This is a genomic window from Streptomyces sp. NPDC048361, assembly GCF_040651795.1.
Taxonomy (GTDB): Bacteria; Actinomycetota; Actinomycetes; order Streptomycetales; family Streptomycetaceae; genus Streptomyces.
The window spans coordinates 40,534-60,938 of the sequence record NZ_JBEZKW010000009.1 but is presented as its reverse complement, the minus strand read 5'-3'; the positions used below and the strand labels follow the sequence as shown (position 1 = coordinate 60,938).

17 protein-coding genes and 1 pseudogene are annotated in these 20,405 nt (G+C 70.9%); 10 read left to right on the top strand and 8 right to left on the bottom strand.

Features of this window, described 5'->3' with window-relative positions; genetic code table 11:
• Window positions 1–72: 72 nt before the first annotated feature.
• Window positions 73–348 carry a hypothetical protein gene (locus AB0D31_RS07485; protein WP_362718360.1) on the bottom strand — a complete coding sequence of 92 codons (276 nt, stop codon included), beginning with the start codon at window positions 346–348 and terminating at the stop codon, window positions 73–75.
• 11 nt (window positions 349–359) lie between these two features.
• A complete protein-coding gene (locus tag AB0D31_RS07480; RefSeq protein WP_362718358.1) occupies window positions 360–557 on the bottom strand; it encodes a hypothetical protein in 198 nt (65 codons plus the stop codon).
• 291 nt (window positions 558–848) lie between these two features.
• On the opposite strand from AB0D31_RS07480, the gene AB0D31_RS07475 reads away from it, so the two are divergent.
• The gene (locus tag AB0D31_RS07475) at window positions 849–1,844 is read left to right on the top strand and encodes a LuxR C-terminal-related transcriptional regulator (protein WP_362718355.1); all 996 of its coding nucleotides are present in this window, start codon (window positions 849–851) and stop codon (window positions 1,842–1,844) included.
• 126 nt (window positions 1,845–1,970) lie between these two features.
• Entirely contained in the window at window positions 1,971–3,023 is a 1,053-nt protein-coding gene (locus tag AB0D31_RS07470) for a hypothetical protein (RefSeq protein ID WP_362718352.1), read from the top strand.
• A gap of 99 nt (window positions 3,024–3,122) precedes the next feature.
• Here the strand turns inward: AB0D31_RS07470 and AB0D31_RS07465 are convergent, their stop codons facing one another.
• Complete coding sequence (locus tag AB0D31_RS07465; protein ID WP_362718350.1) at window positions 3,123–3,596, bottom strand: NUDIX hydrolase; 474 nt, start codon at window positions 3,594–3,596, stop codon at window positions 3,123–3,125.
• A gap of 230 nt (window positions 3,597–3,826) precedes the next feature.
• Here AB0D31_RS07465 and AB0D31_RS07460 point away from each other — a divergent pair, with 230 nt between their 5' ends.
• On the top strand, window positions 3,827–7,150 hold the full coding sequence (locus AB0D31_RS07460; RefSeq protein WP_362718347.1) for a S8 family serine peptidase: 3,324 nt from the start codon (window positions 3,827–3,829) through the stop codon (window positions 7,148–7,150).
• 115 nt (window positions 7,151–7,265) lie between these two features.
• Here the strand turns inward: AB0D31_RS07460 and AB0D31_RS07455 are convergent, their stop codons facing one another.
• Entirely contained in the window at window positions 7,266–8,771 is a 1,506-nt protein-coding gene (locus AB0D31_RS07455) for a M28 family metallopeptidase (RefSeq protein ID WP_362718345.1), read from the bottom strand.
• Between the two features lie 253 nt (window positions 8,772–9,024).
• On the opposite strand from AB0D31_RS07455, the gene AB0D31_RS07450 reads away from it, so the two are divergent.
• Window positions 9,025–10,044: an aspartate-semialdehyde dehydrogenase gene (locus tag AB0D31_RS07450; RefSeq protein ID WP_362718342.1), complete on the top strand. Its 1,020-nt coding sequence runs from the start codon at window positions 9,025–9,027 to the stop codon at window positions 10,042–10,044.
• A gap of 406 nt (window positions 10,045–10,450) precedes the next feature.
• Complete coding sequence (pepN, locus tag AB0D31_RS07445; protein ID WP_362718339.1) at window positions 10,451–13,024, top strand: aminopeptidase N; 2,574 nt, start codon at window positions 10,451–10,453, stop codon at window positions 13,022–13,024.
• A gap of 134 nt (window positions 13,025–13,158) precedes the next feature.
• On the opposite strand, the gene AB0D31_RS07440 is transcribed toward pepN, so the two are convergent.
• Window positions 13,159–14,121, bottom strand: coding sequence for a LysR family transcriptional regulator (locus AB0D31_RS07440; protein ID WP_362718337.1), 963 nt, complete (start codon window positions 14,119–14,121; stop codon window positions 13,159–13,161).
• Between the two features lie 149 nt (window positions 14,122–14,270).
• On the opposite strand from AB0D31_RS07440, the gene nadC reads away from it, so the two are divergent.
• The 4 genes and pseudogenes from nadC to AB0D31_RS07420 all read left to right on the top strand — a co-directional run.
• Window positions 14,271–15,164 (top strand): carboxylating nicotinate-nucleotide diphosphorylase, encoded by an 894-nt coding sequence (gene nadC, locus AB0D31_RS07435; RefSeq protein ID WP_362718334.1) that lies wholly within the window; start codon window positions 14,271–14,273, stop codon window positions 15,162–15,164.
• Window positions 15,161–15,400: a hypothetical protein gene (locus AB0D31_RS07430; protein WP_362718332.1), complete on the top strand. Its 240-nt coding sequence runs from the start codon at window positions 15,161–15,163 to the stop codon at window positions 15,398–15,400. Before nadC ends, AB0D31_RS07430 begins: the two co-directional genes overlap by 4 nt.
• Before the next feature lie 33 nt (window positions 15,401–15,433).
• On the top strand, window positions 15,434–15,727 hold the full coding sequence (locus tag AB0D31_RS07425) for a DUF1330 domain-containing protein (RefSeq protein ID WP_362718329.1): 294 nt from the start codon (window positions 15,434–15,436) through the stop codon (window positions 15,725–15,727).
• 158 nt (window positions 15,728–15,885) lie between these two features.
• A pseudogene (locus AB0D31_RS07420) lies at window positions 15,886–16,077 on the top strand (DUF397 domain-containing protein); the annotation flags it as partial.
• An 89-nt stretch (window positions 16,078–16,166) separates the two neighbouring features.
• Here AB0D31_RS07420 and alc read toward each other — a convergent pair.
• A complete protein-coding gene (gene alc, locus AB0D31_RS07415; RefSeq protein WP_362718326.1) occupies window positions 16,167–17,315 on the bottom strand; it encodes an allantoicase in 1,149 nt (382 codons plus the stop codon).
• Between the two features lie 167 nt (window positions 17,316–17,482).
• Between alc and AB0D31_RS07410 the strand changes: the two genes are divergently transcribed.
• Window positions 17,483–18,448 (top strand): aldo/keto reductase, encoded by a 966-nt coding sequence (locus tag AB0D31_RS07410; protein ID WP_362718323.1) that lies wholly within the window; start codon window positions 17,483–17,485, stop codon window positions 18,446–18,448.
• 80 nt (window positions 18,449–18,528) lie between these two features.
• Here the strand turns inward: AB0D31_RS07410 and AB0D31_RS07405 are convergent, their stop codons facing one another.
• Together AB0D31_RS07405 and AB0D31_RS07400 are read right to left on the bottom strand one after the other, a co-directional pair.
• Window positions 18,529–19,440, bottom strand: a complete 912-nt coding sequence (locus AB0D31_RS07405) for a LysR substrate-binding domain-containing protein (protein WP_362718321.1) — start codon at window positions 19,438–19,440, stop codon at window positions 18,529–18,531.
• 34 nt (window positions 19,441–19,474) lie between these two features.
• Window positions 19,475–20,389 (bottom strand): EamA family transporter, encoded by a 915-nt coding sequence (locus AB0D31_RS07400; protein ID WP_362718550.1) that lies wholly within the window; start codon window positions 20,387–20,389, stop codon window positions 19,475–19,477.
• Window positions 20,390–20,405: the final 16 nt, after the last annotated feature.

Here is a 20,405-nt window from a genome sequence, read left to right as displayed (position 1 = left end):
TCGAGTCGTTTTCGGGCAGGCCGAGGTGGCCGCCGAAGAAGTGCGGAAGAAGCGGAAGTTCGGCAGGGCTCGCTAGTCGGACGCCGCGGGCGCCGCGTAACCCTGGGTGGTGATGGCGCCGCCGGCCCGGATCAGCAGGTCGCGTACCTGCGCCAGGGCTCGGGGCTCGTCAGGGGCGTCGATGAACAGGTAGACGTCCAGGCCCCCTTGGGTGGGCCGGGCCCGGATGTGCTCCAGGCCGATGGCGGGGACCGCGTGGGCCCACAGCAGATCCTCGATCGGTACGGCGACTCCGCCGCTGTCTCGCGGACCGCCGCCACGGATGAGCCGGGCGCGGATGACGTGCACGGTCGGTTGTTTCAGCCGAGTGCGCGGGTGGCACCGCCGGCCGGCACGGCGTCCCAGCCGATCGCCGCATCCGGCGCCGCAACCGGCACGGCGTCCCAGCCGATCGCGTTCCTGCCGTCCGCCGGGGCGGCCAGGGCGCACGCGGTGGTTCCCGCGGTGAGAAGGGCGGCGAGCCCCGCGACGGCGGCGAGACGGACGACGACGGACATGGATCCTCCGGGAGTGCAGGACGAGCGGGGTGACGGAAGGCGAGGGACCGGTGAACTGCCCTGACAAAACCCACAGTTGGGGCCCTGTCCCGGCTGAATCGCCGTGGCGTTCCGTTCGGTGATTCACATCCTGCTGACCGGCGGGGAGCGGCGGAAGGTCCTTCCGGTGGCACCAAGCGGTCTGGCACGTTCGCGCCACCCGGGGCACCCCTCGGAGCCGACGGGCCGTCACCCCTAAGATGACCTTCACCAGTGCTTCACGAAAAAGTCGCTACCCGGGGGGGTTGACGCATGCTGGAGACGTTGGGATTGAACCGGCTTACGGAATCGGTCTATCGGGAATTACTGTCCGGTGCGCCGAGGGGGGTGGCCGAGCTGGGGGCCCGGCTCGGGCTCACCGAGAGCCAGGTCAGATCGAGCCTGAACACCTTGGTCGACCTCGACCTCGCGCGGTCGTCCCGCGACGAGCCGGGGGCGCTGCGCGCGGTCAGTCCCGAGGTGGGTCTTGAGGTGATCCTGCGCCGCCAGGAGCATGAACTGCGCTGCAGGCAAGAGGAGTTGGCCCGGAGCAAGGCCGCCGTCGCGGTCGCCCTGGCCGAATACGCCGACCTGCGCCCCAACACCGAGGTCGCGGGCGCCGAGCGGATGGTGGGGCTCGACGCCATCCAGTCCCGACTCGAAACCCTGGCCAGGGACCTCAGCGAGGAGTGTCTGGCGATCATGCCGGGTGGTGCCCAGTCGCGCGCCAGCCTGGACGCTTCGCGCCCGCTGGACGAGGCGGCCCTGCGGCGCGGTGTGCAGATCCTGAGTCTCTATCAGGACAGCGCCGCGAACGACGCGGCCACGCATGCCTACGCCCAGTGGATGACCGAGCTCGGCGGCCAGGTGCGCACGTCCCCGATTCTGCCGCCGCGGCTGATCGTCTTCGACCGGACCGTCGCGGTCGTCCCCATCGACCCCGACAACTCACGGCTGGGCGCCCTGTGCACGAGGACGCCGGGCATCGTGAGCTCGCTGGTCTCCCTGTTCGACCAGACGTGGCAGACCGCGGTGCCCTTTGGCGCCGACCGTTCGGCCCACGCGCAGACGGACGAACGCGGCGTCACGCCCGTCGAACGCGAACTGCTCAAGCTCCTCGCGTCGGGCATGACCGACGAGGCGGCCGGAAAGCGCCTCGGGATCTCTCTGCGGACCGTGCGCCGGCAGATGGCCGCGCTGATGGAGCGCCTCAAGGCATCCAGCCGGTTCGAGGCGGGGCTGAAGGCGGCCCAGCGGGGCTGGCTCTGAGCGCCCCGCGACCGGGCCCCCTGATCGGCACTCGAACGCCCGTACTTTAGGACGGGGTTGTCCGGGTTTGTCGACGGGCTTGTAACAGCGGTTAGCGGGCGGCCCGGATGCGGAAAGCCCCCCGGCATGAACCACAACACCCCGCTCTCCCCCCGCCCCCTGAGCCACCTCACCGACGTACAGCGGCGCGTCCTGTCTGCCAACCAACTGCGCGCCCATGGGGTTTCGACCGCGCGCACCGCCGCCCAGTGCCGGCCCGGCGGCCCCTGGCAGCAGCTCCTGCCGGGCGTGTACGTCCTGCACCCGGGGCCGGCCACCAGCGAGGAGCGGCTGCACGCGGCGCTGCTGTACGCGGGGTGGCCGGCCGCCGGCCGCGCCAAGTCCATCCCGGCACAGGGCCAGGCCCACACCGAACCGCCCGCCGCCGTCGTGACCGGGCTCGCGGCGCTGGCGCTGCACCGGTTCTCCTCCGCTCCCCCGCTGCTCTCGCTCGACCGGATCGACATCCTGGTGCCGCGCACCCGGCGGCTGCGCTCCACGGGCTGCGTCCAGCTGGTGCGGGCCCAGGTGATGCCGGGCGCGGAGATGATCGCGGGGGTGCCGGTGGCGCCGGTGGAGCGGGCGCTCGCCGACGCCGTCGCGGTCCTGGACGACGCCGAGGCCGTACGCCGGCTGCTCACCGAGGCGGTTCGCTGCGGACACACCGAACCGGCCGCCGTTGTGAGGGAGTTGACGCAGGCGCGGCTGCTGACTCGGGCCCATGTGGTGGACGCGGTGGACGCGCTGCTCGCCGAGGGGCGCTCCATCGCCGAGGACCGCCTGTACGCCATGGTGAGCGGGTTCGGTCTGCCCGACCCGCTGTGGAACGTGGATCTGCGGCTGCCGGGCGGCCCGCATCTGGGGGGCGTCGACGCGTACTGGCCCGAGCAGGGTGTGGCGCTGGAGCTGGACACCCGGGCGCCGCGGCAGGGCGGCTCGGAAGGGGAGGAGGAGGCCGCGCTGTGGTCGGAGTGCAGCCGCAAGCGCGAGGCGCTGGAGCGGCTCGGGATCACCGTCGTGCACATCACGCCGAAGAAGCTCCGCGACTGTCTCGACCAGCAGGCCACCGTGGTGCGCACCGCGCTGATGGCGTCCGCCGAGCGGGAGCCCGCCGCCTATGTGGTGGTCCTCCCGCGCTGACGCCGGCCGCGGGCGGCGGGCCCTTCGGAGGGGAAGGGCCCGCCGTCCGCGACCGGAGCGCGCCGCTCAGTCCCGCCGCCCGCGACCGGAGCGCGCCGCTCAGTCCGCAACGCTCCGGTGCGCCTTGCCCGTGGCGGGCCTGGTGCGCCACAACTCAAGCCCCACGTCGACGAGTTCGACCCGCTCCAGGTCCGTGACGCGCTCCAGGGGATGCCAGGCGGCCAGGTCGGTGGAGCCGCCCGTCTCGTGGCGCAGCTCGCCGCCGGTGATCCGGGCCTCGTACACGATGCGCAGACCCTGGAAGTCGGCGAATCTGCCGAGTTTGCGCGGATAGCGCCGGTTGATGGAGTCGATGCCGAGCAGCCGGACCGGTTCGACGGCGTAGCCCGTCTCCTCGTCGAGCTCGCGCACCACGGTCTCCAGGGGGTCCTCGCCGTGGTCCATGCCGCCGCCCGGCAGCGTCCACCGCTTGGTGCCGTCCCTGGCCACCCAGCGCGCGAGCAGCAGCTCCCGGACCCCGTCCGTTTCCCGTACGCATATGGCGTAGGCCGCCACCCGCAACTCCGTGTTCATTGGGTGAGATTACGGGGCCGTGCGCGCGGGCGGCGGCCGCCGGGCGCACAGGTTCACCGAGGCGCCGTGGCGGAGCACGCCCCCTGGCGGGAATGCGCCATGTGCACATCACGTAACGGTCAACTCTCCACAAACAACAGTCATATAGGCAATGCTCAGCGGTCATCCGGCACCGAAATACGAACCGTTTTTCACGAGCCGGGTCCTTACCCACTTCACAGGGATGCTGAATGACCACTGAATCCCCGCGCCCCATACCCGGGGCGAGACGCACGGCCCGAATAGCGGCGGCGGCCGGCCTGGTGGCCGCGCTCGTCACGGCGGGCGCAGCCCCGGCCTTCGCCACCACCGGCGGCGACGGCCCGACCGCGCCCCCGGTGAAGACCGCTCCGGCCAAGACCGCCGACGACAAGCTCGGCAAGGCCGACGAGCAGCGTCTCGCCGAGGCGCAGGCCAAGGGCGAGAAGAGCGTCACCGTTATGGTGGCGACCGCCCCGGGCGCCACCTCCGACGTCGCCAAGCAGCTGCACGCGGTCGCGGGGACGACCGTGGGCAAGCAGGACGACAAGCTCGGCTACGTCCGCGCGACCCTGCCGACGGTGAAGGCCGAGGCCGCCCTGAAGGCCGCCGCGAAGCTGCCCTCGGTGCAGGGCATCGACCTGAAGCAGGACATCCAGCTGGACGACCCGACCCCGTCGGGCGACACCACGAGCTCCGCGAAGCAGCTGCGGACCTCCAACAGCTACCCCGCCCCGGGCAAGGACACCCCCGCGAAGAACCCGTACAACCCGAACTTCGAGACGGGTGCGGTCGACTTCGTGAAGCAGCACCCGCAGGCCGACGGCCGCGGGGTCACCATCGGTGTCCTCGACTCGGGTGTCGACCTCGGTCACCCGGCGCTCCAGAAGACCACCACCGGCGAGCGCAAGATCGTCGACTGGGTCACCGCGACCGACCCGGTGCAGGACAACGACGGCACGTGGCTGCGCGCCAACCTGCCGGTGTCCGGGCCGACGTTCACCGCGGGCGGCAAGACGTACCAGGCCCCGGCGGGCTCGTACGACTTCTCCACCTTCTCCGAGAAGGTCACCAAGGGCGGCGACGCGGCCGGTGACCTGAACCGGGACGGTGACACCACCGACAGCTGGGGCGTGCTCTACGACCCGGTCGCCGGCACGGTCCGGGTGGACCTGAACAACAACAACGACTTCTCGGACGACGCTCCGATGAAGCCGTACAAGGACGGCAACCAGATCGGCTACTTCGGTACCGACAACCCGGCGACCGACGTCGTCGAGCGGGTCCCGTTCACCGTCGAGATCCGCAAGAACGTCGTGTACGACGCGGCCGGGCACACCTCGGACTACGTCAACATCGGCGTCATCGAGTCCGAGCACGGCACCCATGTCGCGGGCATCACCGCGGCCAACGGCCTGTTCGGCGGCAAGATGAGCGGTGCCGCGCCCGGCGCGAAGATCGTCTCGTCGCGCGCCTGCAACTGGGACGGCGGCTGCACCAACATCGCGCTGACCGAGGGCATGATCGACCTCGTCACCAACCGCCACGTCGACATCGTGAACATGTCGATCGGCGGACTGCCGGCGCTCAACGACGGCAACAACGCGCGGGCCGCGCTCTACAAGCGTCTCATCGACACCTACGGCGTCCAGCTGGTCATCTCGGCCGGCAACGACGGCCCCGGCGTCAACACCATCGGCGACCCCGGCCTCGCCGACCACGTCATCTCGGTGGGCGCGAGCATCTCCAAGGACACCTGGGCCGCCAACTACGGCTCCGGCGTCTCCACGGAGTACCAGATGATGCCGTTCTCCTCGCGCGGCCCGCGTGAGGACGGCGGCTTCACGCCGACGCTGACCGCCCCGGGCGCGGCCATCAACTCCACCGAGACCTGGCTGCCCGGCAGCCCCGTCAAGGAGGCGGGCTACAGCCTGCCGGCCGGCTACTCGATGCTCCAGGGCACCTCGATGGCCTCCCCGCAGGCCACCGGCGCATCGGCGCTGCTCATCTCGGCCGCCAAGCAGCAGGGCATCGACCTGCCGCCGGCCGATCTGCGCACCGCGCTGACCTCGACGGCCAAGCACATCAAGGGCACCCAGTCCTACGCCGAGGGCGCCGGCCTCATCAACATCGTGGGCGCCTGGGACGCGATCAAGCAGACCGCGAAGAAGCACGCCCCGGCCCACGAGTTCACTGTCGCCGCGCCGGTCTCCAGCGCGCTCGGCTCAGCCCTGAAGACCCCGAACGTCGGCACCGGCATCTACGACCGCGAGAGCGGTCTGAAGGCGGGCCAGAAGAAGACGTACGACGTCACGGTCGTCCGCACCACGGGCCCCGACGCGAACGTCAAGCACAAGGTGTCGCTCAAGAACGACGACGGCACCTTCAAGATCCTCGGCTCGAAGGACGTGAGCCTGCCGCTCGGCAAGCCCGTCACCGTCAAGGTGCAGGCCCAGCCGAGGTCCGGCGGCGTGCACAGCGCGATCCTCCAGGTCGACGACGCCAAGACGGTCGGCGTCGACCAGCAGATCATGGCCACGGTCGTCGTCGCGACCCCGCTCGCGGCCCCGGGTTACACCTTCTCGGCGTCCTCGACGGTGCAGCGCAACTCGACCCAGTCGTACTTCGTGACCGTCCCGGCGGGTGTGAAGAACCTGGAGGTCCGCATGGGCGCGCTGCGCTCGGGCAGCCAGACCCGCTTCATCTCCATCCACCCCTACGGTGTGGCCCTGGACACCACGTCCACTCCGAACTGCTACCCGAACTACGACAACCCGGCCAACACCTGCCGCCCCGACCTGCGCTCGTACGCCAACCCGCAGGCCGGTGTCTGGGAGATCGAGGTCGAGGCGCGCCGCACCTCGCCGTACCTGGACAACTCCTTCAAGCTGGACGTCTCGGCGCTCGGCGTCACCTTCGACCCGGCCACCCAGACGGTGCCCGAGGCGAAGGCCAACACCGCGGCCCCCGTGCAGTGGAAGGTCACCAACAACTTCGCCGCTCTCGACGGCAAGCTGATGGGCGGCTCGCTCGGCTCCGCGAAGGTCGCGACCCCCACCATCAAGAACGGTGAGACGCAGACCAGCACGGTCACCATCGGCGCGGGCGTCGAGCACCTCGACGTGTCGATCGGCCGGCCCTCGGACGCGAGCGCCGACCTCGACCTGTACGTCCTCGACCAGAGCGGCAAGGTCGTCGCGCAGGCCGCGACGAGCAGCGCCGATGAGGCGGTCAGCCTGACGAAGCCGGCCGCGGGTACGTACACGATCCAGGTCGCCGGCTACTCGGTCCCGGCCGGTTCGACCACGTACGCCTACAAGGACGTGTACTTCGCTCCCTCGCTCGGCACCCTGAAGGTCGACGAGAGCAAGACCGTCAAGCTCGTGGGCGGCGCTTCGGCGCAGGTGACGGCGGACGTCGTCGCGGCGGGCGCGGCTCCCGAGGGACGCCAGTTCTTCGGCACCGTGCAGCTCCTGGACGAGCGCGGCACCGTGGCGGGCACCGGCAACGTGATCATCGGCAAGGTCACGCAGTAACGGCCGCCGGCATCACCGGCATCACCGGTATCGCCGGTATCGCCGGTATCACCTGAGGAACGACGGCGGGGCGGGCGCTCTTCACGAGCACCCGCCCCGCCTTTTCCGTCTCCGCTCAGTGCTTGAGCGAGCCCAGGTCGAGCGAGCCCAGATCGTAGGCGTACGTGCCGACCGCGTACGCGATGACATCGATGTTGAGGTCGAAGTACTTCCTGTCGATGTTCTTCAACGTGTCACCCTTGGCGTGGTAGTTGGGGTCGAAGGCCTCCCCGGCCTTCCCTCCCCACTTCGCGGCCTGCTCGGGCGTCTTGATCTCCTCGGCGCCGGTGTAGGTGCCGCCGGCGGGGATGCCGACCTCGATGAAGGGGCCGTAGTCGGAGCGGCCGTCGAAGTCGTACCCCTCGTGCGGGACACCGCGCCGGTCGAGGTAGCGGTTGATCAGGCCTTCGATCCCGGCCGATCCGGCCGGGCCCGGGCCCGCGCCCTTCTTGTCGGAGTCGTCGCCGTCGTAGACGAGCTGGGCGGCGTTGGGCGAGCCGATCATGTCGAAGTTCAAGTAGAGCTTGATCTGCTTCTTCTGTGCCTCGGTAAGGCTCTTCACATAGTGGTCCGAGCCGAGCAGGCCGAGCTCCTCCCCCGACCACCAGGCGAAGCGCACCTTGTGAGGCAGCTCCTTGGGGTGCTTGCGGGTCTGCTTGGTCTCCTGCGCGAGCTTGAGGGCGACCTCCAGGAGGCCCGCCGAGCCGGAGCCGTTGTCGTTGATACCGGGGCCGGCCGGCACCGAGTCGAGGTGGCTGCCGAGCGCGACCACGTCGTCGGGGCTGCCGGTGCGGGTCTCGGCGATCACGTTGCGGGTCTTCTTGGCCACGGACTCGGTGGCCACGTCCAGGGTGATCTTCACCGGCCCCTTGGCGACCCGGGCCGCGAGCGCCTCTCCGTCGGCGAGCGAGATCCCGGCGGCCGGGATGTGCGCGTTGGCCGGGTCCTCGACCGTGCCGCGCACCGGATCGGTCCCGGAGTGGTTGTAGAGGACGATGCCGGCCGCGCCCGCCTGCGCGGCGACGGCCTCCTTCTCCTTGAAGGTGCAGCTGCCGCGCTTGACGAGCGCGATCTTCCCGGCGAAGGAGCCGGATGCGTAGTCGTCGAGCGAGCAGCCCGGGGTGTCGTCGACGCGAGCCGCCTGCACCTCGGCGGTGATCCCTCCGACGGGCGTCGCCTTGCTGAACAGGAAGGCGGCGGCGGGCAGTTGACGCCCCTCGGGCCCGTCCAGAGTCACCTTCTGGCGCAGCGTCTTCGACTCGTAGAACGTGAAGTCCTGGTACGCGACCTCGTACCCGGCGCGCTTCAGCTGCCCGTACACATAGGCGGCCGAGGCGTCGTAGCCGGGGGTGCCGGCGGCGCGGTTGCCGCCGTGGGCGTCGGCGATCTTCTGGAAGGCCTCCAGATGGCGGTACGCGCTCTGCCCGGACGCCTCCTCGACCAGCTTCCTGGCGAGGCGCGGGTCGCGCGGCCTGTGCGGCCCGTCGGCGACGGCGGGTGTGGCCAGGGAGAGGATCACCGGGGCGGTGGCGAGGGCGGCTATGGCCCGGCTGCGGCGGGATGCGCGACGGGGTACGGGCACGGAAAATCCTCCGGAGTACGGTGCGGTGTCGCCGGTGATCGACCGGCTTGCCGCGACCGTAGCCAGCAAAAACGGCCCCATGGGGCATTTCGGGGCGGATGCAACACGGATGCCATGGACTTGTCACAAGTGGGCAGGTGTCCCACACCCCGGACAATGGATTGGACAAGTCCGCCGGGCGCCGACGCATCATGGATGCGCCGGAGTCGTATCTAGACCACGTGAGCTGCACGTGAGCACCAAAGGAGTCACCGTGAGGGTCGGAATCGTCGGAGCCACCGGGCAGGTCGGCTCAGTCATGCGCAGGATCCTCGTCGAGCGGAAGTTCCCCGTCGACGAGCTGCGTCTGTTCGCCTCCGCGCGCTCCGCGGGTACGGTCCTGGACGGCGTGACGGTCGAGGACGCGTCCACCGCCGACTACTCCGACCTCGACATCGTGCTGTTCTCCGCGGGCGGCGCCACTTCGCGCGCCCTCGCCGAGAAGGTCGCCTCGCAGGGGCCCGTCGTGATCGACAACTCCTCCGCGTGGCGTGGCCACCCCGAGGTGCCCCTCGTGGTCTCCGAGGTCAACCCGCACGCGATCGCGAACCGGCCCCTTGGCATCATCGCCAACCCGAACTGCACCACGATGGCCGCGATGCCGGTCCTTCGTCCGCTGCACGACGAGGCCGGCCTCACCGCGCTGGTCGCCACCACCTACCAGGCCGTCTCCGGCTCGGGTCTGGCGGGCGTGGCCGAGCTGTACACCCAGGCGCAGAAGGTCGCGGCCGAGGCGGACCGGCTGACCTTCGACGGCGGCGCGGTGGAGTTCCCCGAGCCGGCCGTCTACAAGCGCCCCATCGCCTTCAACGTGGTGCCGCTCGCGGGCAGCATCGTCGACGACGGCTCCTTCGAGACGGACGAGGAGCAGAAGCTCCGCAACGAGTCCCGCAAGATCCTGGAGATCCCGGAGCTGAAGGTGTCCGGCACGTGTGTCCGTGTGCCGGTCTTCTCGGGCCACTCGCTCCAGGTCAACGTCCGCTTCGAGCGGCCGCTCAGCGTGGAGCGCGCGTACGAGCTGCTCAAGGACGCCCCCGGCGTCGAGCTCTCCGAGATCCCGACGCCGCTTCAGGCCGCGGGCAAGGACGCGTCGTACGTGGGCCGCATCCGCAACGACGAGACCGTCGAGAACGGTCTCGCGCTCTTCCTCTCCAACGACAACCTCCGCAAGGGCGCTGCGCTGAACGCCGTCCAGATCGCGGAACTGGTAGCAGCCGAACTGAAGAAGTCCTGACCCCCTGAGCACAGTTCCCCGCGGGCGGCCAGGCACGCCGGGTGCCCTACAGGGGCGCGGGGAACTGCGCGGGTGCCCCAGCACGGCCCGCACCCGAAGTGCGCCGGGGCCATTGGGGCTTCGCCCCGGACCCCGTTCGCGCCTGAAGGGCGCTCGTCCTCAAACGCCGGACCGGCTGAGGGAATGCACCCGCCCGGCACCGAGTAGCTCAGGGGCGCGGGGAACTGCGCGGGACGCGGGCACGGTCCGAGCACCCCGGAACGGGTGGGGTCGCCGGGGCTCCGCCGGGCTCCGAGGGTGGCCCTCCCCCATGAAAAAGGGACATCGCGCTGCCCGCATCCTGCGTGCAAGGATGGCTGGAACGTCACGATCTGATGGAACTGAAGTATCTGAAGGAGATGACCGGGTGCCTGGCACGAATCTGACCCGTGAAGAGGCGCAGCGGCGCGCGGCCCTGCTCACCGTCGACTCGTACGAGATCGAGCTCGACCTGAGCGGCGCGCAGGAGGGCGGAACGTACCGCTCCGCCACCACCGTGCGCTTCGATGCCGCCGAGGCCGGGGCGGAGACCTTCATCGACCTGGTCGCGCCGACCGTGCACGAGGTCGTCCTGAACGGCACCGCCCTCGACGCGGCCGCCGTGTTCGCCGACTCGCGCATCGCCCTGACCGGGCTGGCGCAGGGCCGCAACGAGCTCACGGTGGTGGCCGACTGTGCCTACACCAACACCGGCGAAGGCCTGCACCGCTTCGTGGACCCGGTGGACCAACAGGCCTATCTGTACACGCAGTTCGAGGTCCCCGACGCCCGCCGCGTCTTCGCCTCGTTCGAGCAGCCCGACCTCAAGGCGACCTTCCAGTTCACCGTGAAGGCGCCGAGCGGCTGGACGGTGATCTCCAACTCGCCGACCCCGGAGCCCAAGGACGACGTCTGGGTCTTCGAGCCGACGCCGCGCATCTCCTCGTACATCACGGCGCTGATCGTGGGCCCGTACCACGCGGTGCACTCCACCTACGAGGGCCCGCATGGGCAGAGCGTGCCGCTGGGCATCTACTGCCGCCCCTCGCTCGCCGAGTTCCTCGACGCGGACGACATCTTCGCGGTGACCCGGCAGGGCTTCGACTGGTTCCAGGAGAAGTTCGACTACGCCTACCCGTTCGCCAAGTACGACCAGCTCTTCGTGCCGGAGTTCAACGCGGGCGCGATGGAGAACGCGGGCGCGGTCACCATCCGCGACCAGTACGTGTTCCGCTCGAAGGTGACGGACGCCGCGTACGAGACGCGCGCCGAGACCATCCTGCACGAGCTCGCCCACATGTGGTTCGGCGACCTGGTCACGATGGAGTGGTGGAACGACCTGTGGCTGAACGAGTCGTTCGCCACCTACACCTCGATCGCCTGCCAGGCGCACGCCGAGGGCTCGCGCTGGCCGCAGTCGTGGACCACGTTCGCCAACCAGATGAAGACCTGGGCCTACCGCCAGGACCAACTGCCGTCCACGCACCCGATCATGGCCGAGATCAATGACCTGGACGACGTCCTGGTCAACTTCGACGGCATCACGTACGCCAAGGGCGCCTCGGTCCTCAAGCAGCTCGTCGCCTACGTCGGCATGGACGAGTTCTTCCAGGGCGTGCAGGCATACTTCAAGGCCCACGCCTTCGGCAACACGCGCCTTTCCGACCTGCTCGGCGCGCTGGAGAAGACCTCGGGCCGCGACCTGAAGACCTGGTCGAAGGCGTGGCTGGAGACGGCCGGCATCAACATCCTGCGCCCCGAGATCGCGGTGGACGACGCCGGCGTCGTCACCTCGTTCGCCGTCCGCCAGGAGGCTCCGGCGCTCCCGGCCGGCGCGAAGGGCACCTCGACGCTGCGTCCGCACCGCATCGCGATCGGCCTGTACGACCTCGACGGCGCGGGCAAGCTGGTGCGCACCGACCGCATCGAGCTGGACATCGAGGGTGAACTCACCGCCGTGGACGCCGTGGTGGGCAAGGCGCGCCCCGCGGTCGTGCTGCTCAACGACGACGACCTGTCCTATGCGAAGGTCCGTCTCGACGAGGAGTCCCTGCGCGTCGTCACCGAGCACCTGGGCGACTTCACGGAGTCCCTGCCGCGCGCCCTGTGCTGGGCGTCGGCATGGGACATGACGCGCGACGGCGAACTGCCCACGCGTGACTACCTGTCGCTGGTCCTGTCGGGCGTCGCCAAGGAGTCCGACATCGGTGTGGTGCAGTCCCTGCACCGCCAGGTGAAGCTGGCCATCGACCTGTACGCGGCGCCCGAGTGGCGCGACACGGGTCTGACCCAGTGGACGGAGGCGACCCTCGCGCACCTGCGGACCGCCGAGCCGGGCAGCGACCACCAGCTGGCGTGGGCCCGCGCCTTCGCGGCGACGGCCCGCACCCCGCAGCAACTCGACCTGCTTCAGGCCCTGTTGACGGGCGCGGAGGTCATCGAGGGCCTGGCCGTCGACACCGAGCTGCGCTGGGCGTTCGTGGAGCGCCTCGCCGCGACCGGCGTCTTCGACGAGGCGGAGATCGCGGCGGAGCTGGAACTCGACAAGACGGCGGCGGGCGAACGCCACGCGGCGACCGCGAAGGCCGCGCGGCCGACACCGGAGGCGAAGGCCGAGGCGTGGGCGTCGGTCGTGGAGGGCGACAGCCTGCCCAACGCGGTCCAGGAGGCGGTCATCTCCGGCTTCGTCCAGACCGACCAGCGCGAGCTCCTCGCCCCGTTCGCGCCGAAGTACTTCGAGGCGGTCAAGGGCGTGTGGGAGTCCCGCTCGCACGAGATCGCCCAGCAGATCGCGGTGGGCCTCTACCCGGCGCTCCTGGTCTCCGAGGAAACCCTGGCCGCCACGGACACCTGGCTCACCTCGGCCGAGCCGAACGCGTCCCTGCGCCGCCTGATGTCGGAGTCCCGCGCAGGCATCGAGCGTGCCTTGCGCGCCAGGGCGGCCGACGCGGAGTCCGCCTAGCCAACCCGGGAGAGGCGGGGAGTACGCCACAGCGCGCCGCTCCCCGCCTCTCCCCTGGCGGGCGAGCGCCCTGTGCAGCCTCCGGCTGGACTCGCAGCCTGCAGACAGGCCGTGGCCGGCCGGCGGATGACGGTCTACCAGGCCGAGCCCGGCAGCGCCGACGAGGCGGCGCTCGGGATGCTCGCCGCGCGCTGACCGGGTCCACCGATGCCGCCGTCATCGGATGACCGGCCGCCTGAGCGAGCCAACAACCTCGCCCCAGGGCTGTCGCCGAGAGCGACCAGGACGAACCGGCGGCGCGGCGGGTCGGACACGAACGGCCGCCACGCCATCCCCGCGTCCGCTGTGAAGCTGTTCCGGCTTCGCAGGCCCACCAGGTTCTCACTGGTGCGCAGGTGGCGGCAGTACAGCGCCTGGCTGTGCGCGTCGACGATCCGCAGCTGCGGCGTCCAGCCGTGGCCGGCGAGGTGGGCCAGGGCGTCCTCGGCGAAGCGGCGATTGCGCTCGGCCGGGAACCACAGGAGCTCCTGGTCCGCCAGGTCGGCCCAGGACAGTGCGGTGTGCTCGGCCAGCGGGTGGTCGGGGCGCAGCACCACGCCGTGCGGTTCGTCGTCCAGGGTCAGCGCGGCCAGGCCGTCGATGGGGTGGAAGACGCGCATCACCCCGAAGGCCAGGGCACCGGTCCGCAGGAGGTCGAGCTGCCGCTGGGAGTCGGCCTCGTCGAACTCGACGCTCAGGGAGCCGTCGTCGGCGAAGATCCGCTCGACGCGGGCCAGCAGGTGCTCCGGAACCGTTCGGCAGACCCCCACCCGGACCGCGCGGCGCGCGTCGCGCGCCTGGTCCAGCGACGCCTCGATCTCGGCGAGGGCGCGGATGGCGGTCGCGTACAGGATCCGGCCGCCCTCGGTCAGCTCCATCCCCTTGGGTCTGCGGTGGAACAGCGGGGCGCCGACACGGCGTTCCAGGGCGCTGATCTGCTGGCTCAGGCTGGGCTGTGCGATCCGCAGCACGCGCGCCGCCTCGGTCATCGTGCCTTCCTCGGCGACGGTGACGAAGTAGCGGAGATGGCGAAGTTCGACGCCCCGGTGGTCGTTCACGGCCGCTCCTTCCTCTCGCGATAGGCCCGAGCCTATGGCTTGCTTCCCAACTGCTATTGGCATGAGTCGGATCCCGTGGGTTTTCCTAAGGAGGCCGTCCACGGCCTCGTCGGTCCGGTGATCAATCTCTGAGAGCTGAGGAACCATTTATGAAGATCGCCGAGTTCCCCGCATCGGCGGCACGGGGAAGCGTGGCCGCGGCCCTGGCGGAGGACAGGGCCGCCGACGACATCACCACCCTGTGGAGCGTCCCGGCCGGCCCGATCGCCACCGCCGAGATCAGTACCCGCCAGCCCGGTGTCGCCGCCGGACTGCCCGTGGTCCACGAAGTCTTCGCCCAGACCGACGCCGAGGTCGAGGTCGAGACTTTGGTCGCGGACGGCGGGCGGCTGCGGGCCGGGGACGTCCTGGTGCGGCTGACCGGATCGGCGCGCAGCCTGATCACCGCCGAGCGCACGGTGCTGAACTTCCTGCAGCGCCTGTGCGGCATCGCCACTGTCACCGACGGCTTCGTCCAAGCGGTGGCCGGAACCCCAGCGCGGATCCTGGACACCCGCAAGACCGCCCCGGGACTGCGGGCGCTGGACAAGTACGCCGTGACCGCGGGCGGCGGCAGCAACCACCGGCTCACCCTGGCGGCGATGGTCCTGCTGAAGGAGAACCACATCACCACGGCGGGCGGGGTGACCGCGGCGATCAATGCGGTCCGGAAGGGAATGGCCGATTCCGGGACGAGCGTGCCGATCGACGTCGAAGTGCAGACCGTCGCGCAGGCCCGCGAAGCCATGGAAGCGGGAGCTGGCTGGCTCATGCTCGACAACATGGAGGTGGCCGACATCGAAGAAGTGATGCGAATGAGGGCCGGCCGTTCCGGCGGTTCGGAGATCCTCCTGGAGGCTTCCGGCAACGTCACCCTGGACCGGGTTCGCGCCCTTGCCGATGCCGGCGTCGACCTCATCTCGATCGGCGCCCTGACGCACAGCGCACCCGCGCTCGACCTGACGATGCTGATCACGATGGGCGCGGCGCCATGCCCGAGGTGACGATCGTCGACGCGTGCCGGCGGCAGGGCCAGGGCGGCAGTCCGACCGCCGTTCTCGACGACGCGCCCTTCACTGATGCCGAGCGACAGCGCATCCGGCACCCTGATCCGCCTGGGCGGCGCCGCAGAAATCGCGCGCCGTCCGCCTTCCCCTGCTCGGCTGACACGAAGGCGACTCGCGGTGGTCAGCAGACCAACAAGGACGGCCGCCGACGCTCGTCCGAGACCAACCCGTAAGTCAGATGCACTCATCCCACCACTGGAGGTTCCATGCCCAAGGGCTACTGGGTCAGCGTCTACCGCACCATTTCAGATCCTGAGAAGCTGGCTGCTTACAACAAGCTGGCCCGCCTGGCCGTCGCGCCCGGGGGCGGCCGGACCATCGTCCTTGGCGGTCGGGTCGTGGCGCATGACGCCGGAATCGCCGAGCGCACCGTCCTGGTCGAGTTCGACAGCTTCGAGCAGGCCGTCGCGGTGCGCGAGAGTGCGGCCTACCAGGAGGCGCTGGCCGCCCTCTCCGACGGCGTCGAGCGCGACTTCCGCATCGTCGAAGGCATTGACTGACCGAGGTCCACCCCGGCGGCCTTCGCGATCGCCGCGAAGCTGGTGCGGCCGCCTGTGCGTTGTGCTGCCGAGATGTCCTTCTCGGCGTCGCTGCGGGCGCGTTCGCTGCGACGCCGGGTGGCCTCGGCCAGTGGGGCGGTGTTGTCAGCCGGCGGTCCAACCCCCGCTGGTTCACGTCGTCCTACAGCAACAACGGCGGCCAGTGCATACAGGTGGCCACCAACCTCGCCGACGCCGGCCGGGGTGTGGTCCCCGTACGGGACAGCAAGAACCCCCTCGGGCCCGTCCTGCGGCTCTCCCCCGACGCCTTCCGCGGTCTCATCGAGTTCGCTCGGCGTGCCGACCGATAGCAGCCCACCCCGCACATGGGAACCGCCCGACGGACGGGCGTCGATGCGCAACCGTTCCGCCGGGCGGGAGTACGAGAGAGGAGCCGGGGTCAGCCGGTCAACTCCGTGTGGCGGCGGCGCAGTTCGGCCGCACCCTCGGCCGTGAGGGCACCGTGCAGTCGCATGCGCGCGACCCCGCCGTCGGGGAAGGCGTCCAGGCGGACGTGGGTCGCCACCGCCTGGGCCGGGAGGCGGAACCGGTGCAGCGTGTCGGGCTGGAGGCGCGTACGCGGGATGATCTCGAACCACTCGCCCGTCTCGCCGTCGCGCCCGCTCAGCGCGATCCAGCCCGCCGAGTTGCCCTTCAGGTACGCCGTGTCGATCTCGACCGCCCTGATCGCCCCCTGTGCGACCAGCCGGAAGCGCACCCAGTCATTGGTGTCGCGGACACGGCGACGGCGGTTCTCCCAGCCGTCGTCCATCTTGCGGGAGGTGCCGGGCAGGATGATCTGCGTCGGCGAGGAGTAGAACTTGTCGCTCGCGTCCTCGTACGAGCCGCCGTTGACGACCGCCACGAGGTCGATCGTGCCGAGGGTGTCGAGCCACTCCGGGTCCGGTACGACCTCGCCGTGCACGCGCAGGCGGGCCACGCCGCCGTCGGGGTGCTGGCAGAGGCGTATGTGGGTGTAGCGGCGCCCCGTGGTGATCTCGAAGCCGTTCTCGGCGTGACCGCGCACCGGCGTCGGCGGGACGATCTCGTCCCACTTCACGTCGTCGGCGAGAAGCTGCTCGGGGCTGGGCGAGCCCTCGACCGCGGTGGCCTGGATCGAGACCCGCTGCGGGTAATTGCCGCGGAAGTGCGCCGTGTCGACGACGATGCCCTTGATCACGCCGGGCGCGCCGAGCCGTACGAGCGCCCAGTCGTGGTCCTCGGGGGCGGGAAAGACGTGGTCGGCGTCGGCCCCGCGGCGACGGCGGGTCTCCCAGCCGTCCATGATCTTGCCCTTGTGCCCGAAGTGCTCGGGGTCGAAGACGGCGCGGTCGCGCACCAGGAGGTTCTCGCGCTCGGCGAAGAACTCGTCGTTGGCGGCGATGACTCCGGCGCCGAGCCTGCGGTCCGCGAGGTCGACGAGCTCGGTGAAGGCGAACTCCCCCGAGCGGTAGTCGGCGTACGGGTCGCCGCCGCCGTAGGGCGCGGCGTCGTTGGCGTGCGGGTCGGCCGCGGACGCGTGGTCGAGGTTCTCGGTGGCGGAAGTCATGCCATGACTCTCGGGTACCCGACCGCTCGCGTCCATCGAAAGTTTCATCACAGACCTTTTAGCAATGACGAACGATCTCGGGAGAGGCGGACGGCTTCCCTCCGCGCTTACATGGCCACTTCTGGCCAACTCCCGTTTGCGCCCTGGGGCGTTGCCATACTCCCGGCATGGACTCAGAGACGATCACCGCAGCGGAGACGATCACCGCGGCGGATGCCGGCAGCTGGAAGCTCGGCGACCTGGAAGTGAACCGGATCGGTTTCGGCACGATGCGGCTGCCGCAGCGGGGCGCGGCCCTGCGCGCCGATGCCGTACCGAGGGACCGCGACGAAGCAATAGCCGTGCTGCGCAAGGCCGTTGAGCTCGGCGTGAACCACCTCGACACGGCGGCGTTCTACTTCTCGCCGCTGCGTTCGTCGAACGAGCTGATCAACAGCGCGCTCGCCCCGTACGCGGACGACCTCGTCATCACCACCAAGGTGGGGCCCGCGCGCGTCGCCTCGGGAGAGTGGGGTGAGCACGCGCGGACGCCGCGGGCGCTGCGCGGGCAGGTCGAGGAGAACCTGCGCCAACTCGGCCGCGACCACCTCGACGTCGTGAACCTGCGTGTCTCCGGGCCCGATTCGGTCGCCGAGCGTTTCGGCGCACTGGCCGAGCTGCGCGCGGCGGGGCTCATCCGCCACCTGGGCCTGTCCAATGTGGGCCCGGCCCACCTCGACGAGGCGCTCGCCATCGCGCCCGTGGTCTGCGTACAGAACCCGTACGGCATCGGCGCCCCCGCCGAGCAGGAGGCCATGCTGCGGCTGTGCGGCGAGCGGGGCATCGCGTTCGTGCCGTTCTACGCGATCGCGGGGGCGGGGCGGGAGGCGGGCGCGGGTGCGGGCGACGCGGCCGGCGCGGCCGGCGCGGCCGGCGCGAAGGACCGGGAGGTGCTGGCGATCGCGGGTGAGCGGGGTGTGAGCGCGGCGCGGATCCGGCTGGCCTGGACGCTGCACCGGGGCCCGCACGTCCTGGCCATCCCCGGCACCGGCGACCTGGCCCACCTCGCCGACAACGTGGCCGCGGGCGCGCTGCGGCTCACGGACGACGAACTGGCCCGCCTGGGCGCGGACACACCCCATGTGAGCGTCTGACCGACACCGATCCGGCCGACCGGCCGGCCCGCCTGGGCGCGGACACACCCCACGTCCGTGCCTGACCGACACCGATCCGGCTAACCGGCCGGCCGTACGCGCGCGACCTCGCGCAGTGCGGCGAGGACACGGGCCACGGCAGGGCCGTCCTCCGCGCCCCGCCGCACCGCGGCCACCACGTGGCGGCGCGGCTGGTCCGCGCTGAGGATGCGTGTGACGACGCCCGCACGGCGGTCGGCCGCCGCCATGCGGGGCACGAGCGCCACCCCCATCCCGGCCTCCACCATGGCCAGGATCGCCGTCCATCCGGCCGCGCTGTGCGCCTGCTCGGGGACGAATCCGGCGGCCTCGCACGCCGCGGTGGTGATCTCCGACCAGGGGCCGCTGCCGCCGAAGATCCACGCCTCGTGGGCCAGGTCCGCGAGGCGCAGACCCGGTTCGGCGGCGAGTGGGTGCCCGGCGGGGAGCGCCACGTCGAGGGGGTCGGTGAGCAGGGGCAGCAGGGCGAACTTGGGGTCGCGGGCGCTCGGCGCGTGGGCCGCGAGGGAGAGGGCGAGGTCCACCGACCCGGCCGAGAGCAGCTCGTACGCCTCGGCCGCCTCGGCTTCGCGTACGCGTACCTCCAGCGCGGGGTGGCTGCGGCGCAGCTGCTGCACGGCGGGCACGACGAGGGCGGGTACGGCGGTGGAGAAGGCCCCGATCCGCACCTCGCCCGCCTCTCCTTGCAGATAGCCCGCCAACTCGGCGTCCGCGCGCTCCAGTTGGGCGAAGACCACCTCGGCGTGGCGCAGCACGAGATGGGCGGCGTCGGTGAGGCGGACCCGGCGGCCGTGCGCTTCGAGCAGGGTCACTCCGAGCTGCTTGGCGAGGTTGGACAGCTGCTGCGAGACCGCCGAGGGCGTCATGAGCAGCACCTCGGCGGTCGCGGTCACGGTGCCCTGTTCGCGCAGGGTCCGCAGGATGTGGAGTTTCTTGATGTCCCACTCGCTCATGGGACGCAACATACCGGCGCTCCCCCGGCCCGGCTCACCTGCGGCTTCCCAGGACGACCCCGCCGAGGATGAGCGCCATGGACACCAGCTGCGCCGGGCCCGTGGACTCGCCGAGCAGAGGGTAGGAGAGCAGCGCCACACAGACCGGCTGGAGGTAGTAGACGACGCCGGCGCGGGCGGCGCCGATCAGCGAGATCGCCTTGTTCCAGGCGAAGAAGGCCACGGCCGACGAGAGCACCCCCACGTAGAGGAGCGGGCCGACGGTGGCGGGCGTCGCAGCGAACCCGCCCTGCACGGCGAGGCTGACGCCGTAGGCGGGGGCCAGCATGAGCGCGCCGAGTACGAAGGTGGTGAACAGGAAGGTGAGGGAGCCGAGTTCGGCCGGGCGGCGGCGCAGCAGCACGCTGTACGAGGCGAAGCTGAGGGCGGCCGCGACCATCCAGAGGTCGCCGGGCGCGAGGGCGAGGTCGAGTGAGCCCTTGCTGACCAGGAGCAGGACGCCGGCGACGGCGACGAGCAGCCCGACGGTGCGCCGCGCGCCGAGCCGGCCACCGGTGAGGCGTTCGTGGACGGCCATCAGGACCGGCGAGGCCGCCATGATCATGCCCATGTTGCCGGCCGGGGTGGAGGTGCCGGCCTGGTTGACGAGGGTGTTGTACACGGTGATGCCGAGCAGGGAGGCGACGGTGAGGTAGCCCAAGTTGCGTCGGATCAGGGCGCGTTGGCGCCAGGTCTCACGGATGGCGAAGGGGGCGACCGCGGCGATGGCGATCAGCCAGCGCCAGAAGGCGTCCTGGACGGGCGGCACCGAGGCGTGCAGCGCCCGGCTCGCGACGAAGCTCCCGGACCAGACGACCGTCGCTACGGCGGCGAGTGCGAGCCCGAGCCCGGAGGCTCCGCCCGCCTTCCGGGCCGCGGTGGTACGCGGTGTGCTGCGGACGTGGTCCAGGACGGTCACGAGGGCT

Bases quoted from the DNA above. Each gene is read 5' to 3' on its own strand.
- AB0D31_RS07480 (WP_362718358.1), bottom strand. From the start codon at position 557: ATGTCCGTCGTCGTCCGTCTCGCCGCCGTCGCGGGGCTCGCCGCCCTT.
- AB0D31_RS07405 (WP_362718321.1), bottom strand. From the start codon at position 19,440: ATGAGCGAGTGGGACATCAAGAAACTCCACATCCTGCGGACCCTGCGC.
- AB0D31_RS07425 (WP_362718329.1), top strand. From the start codon at position 15,434: ATGCCCAAGGGCTACTGGGTCAGCGTCTACCGCACCATTTCAGATCCT.
- AB0D31_RS07475 (WP_362718355.1), top strand. From the start codon at position 849: ATGCTGGAGACGTTGGGATTGAACCGGCTTACGGAATCGGTCTATCGG.
- alc (WP_362718326.1), bottom strand. From the start codon at position 17,315: ATGACTTCCGCCACCGAGAACCTCGACCACGCGTCCGCGGCCGACCCG.
- AB0D31_RS07470 (WP_362718352.1), top strand. From the start codon at position 1,971: ATGAACCACAACACCCCGCTCTCCCCCCGCCCCCTGAGCCACCTCACC.
- AB0D31_RS07410 (WP_362718323.1), top strand. From the start codon at position 17,483: ATGGACTCAGAGACGATCACCGCAGCGGAGACGATCACCGCGGCGGAT.
- AB0D31_RS07460 (WP_362718347.1), top strand. From the start codon at position 3,827: ATGACCACTGAATCCCCGCGCCCCATACCCGGGGCGAGACGCACGGCC.
- AB0D31_RS07465 (WP_362718350.1), bottom strand. From the start codon at position 3,596: ATGAACACGGAGTTGCGGGTGGCGGCCTACGCCATATGCGTACGGGAA.
- nadC (WP_362718334.1), top strand. From the start codon at position 14,271: ATGAAGATCGCCGAGTTCCCCGCATCGGCGGCACGGGGAAGCGTGGCC.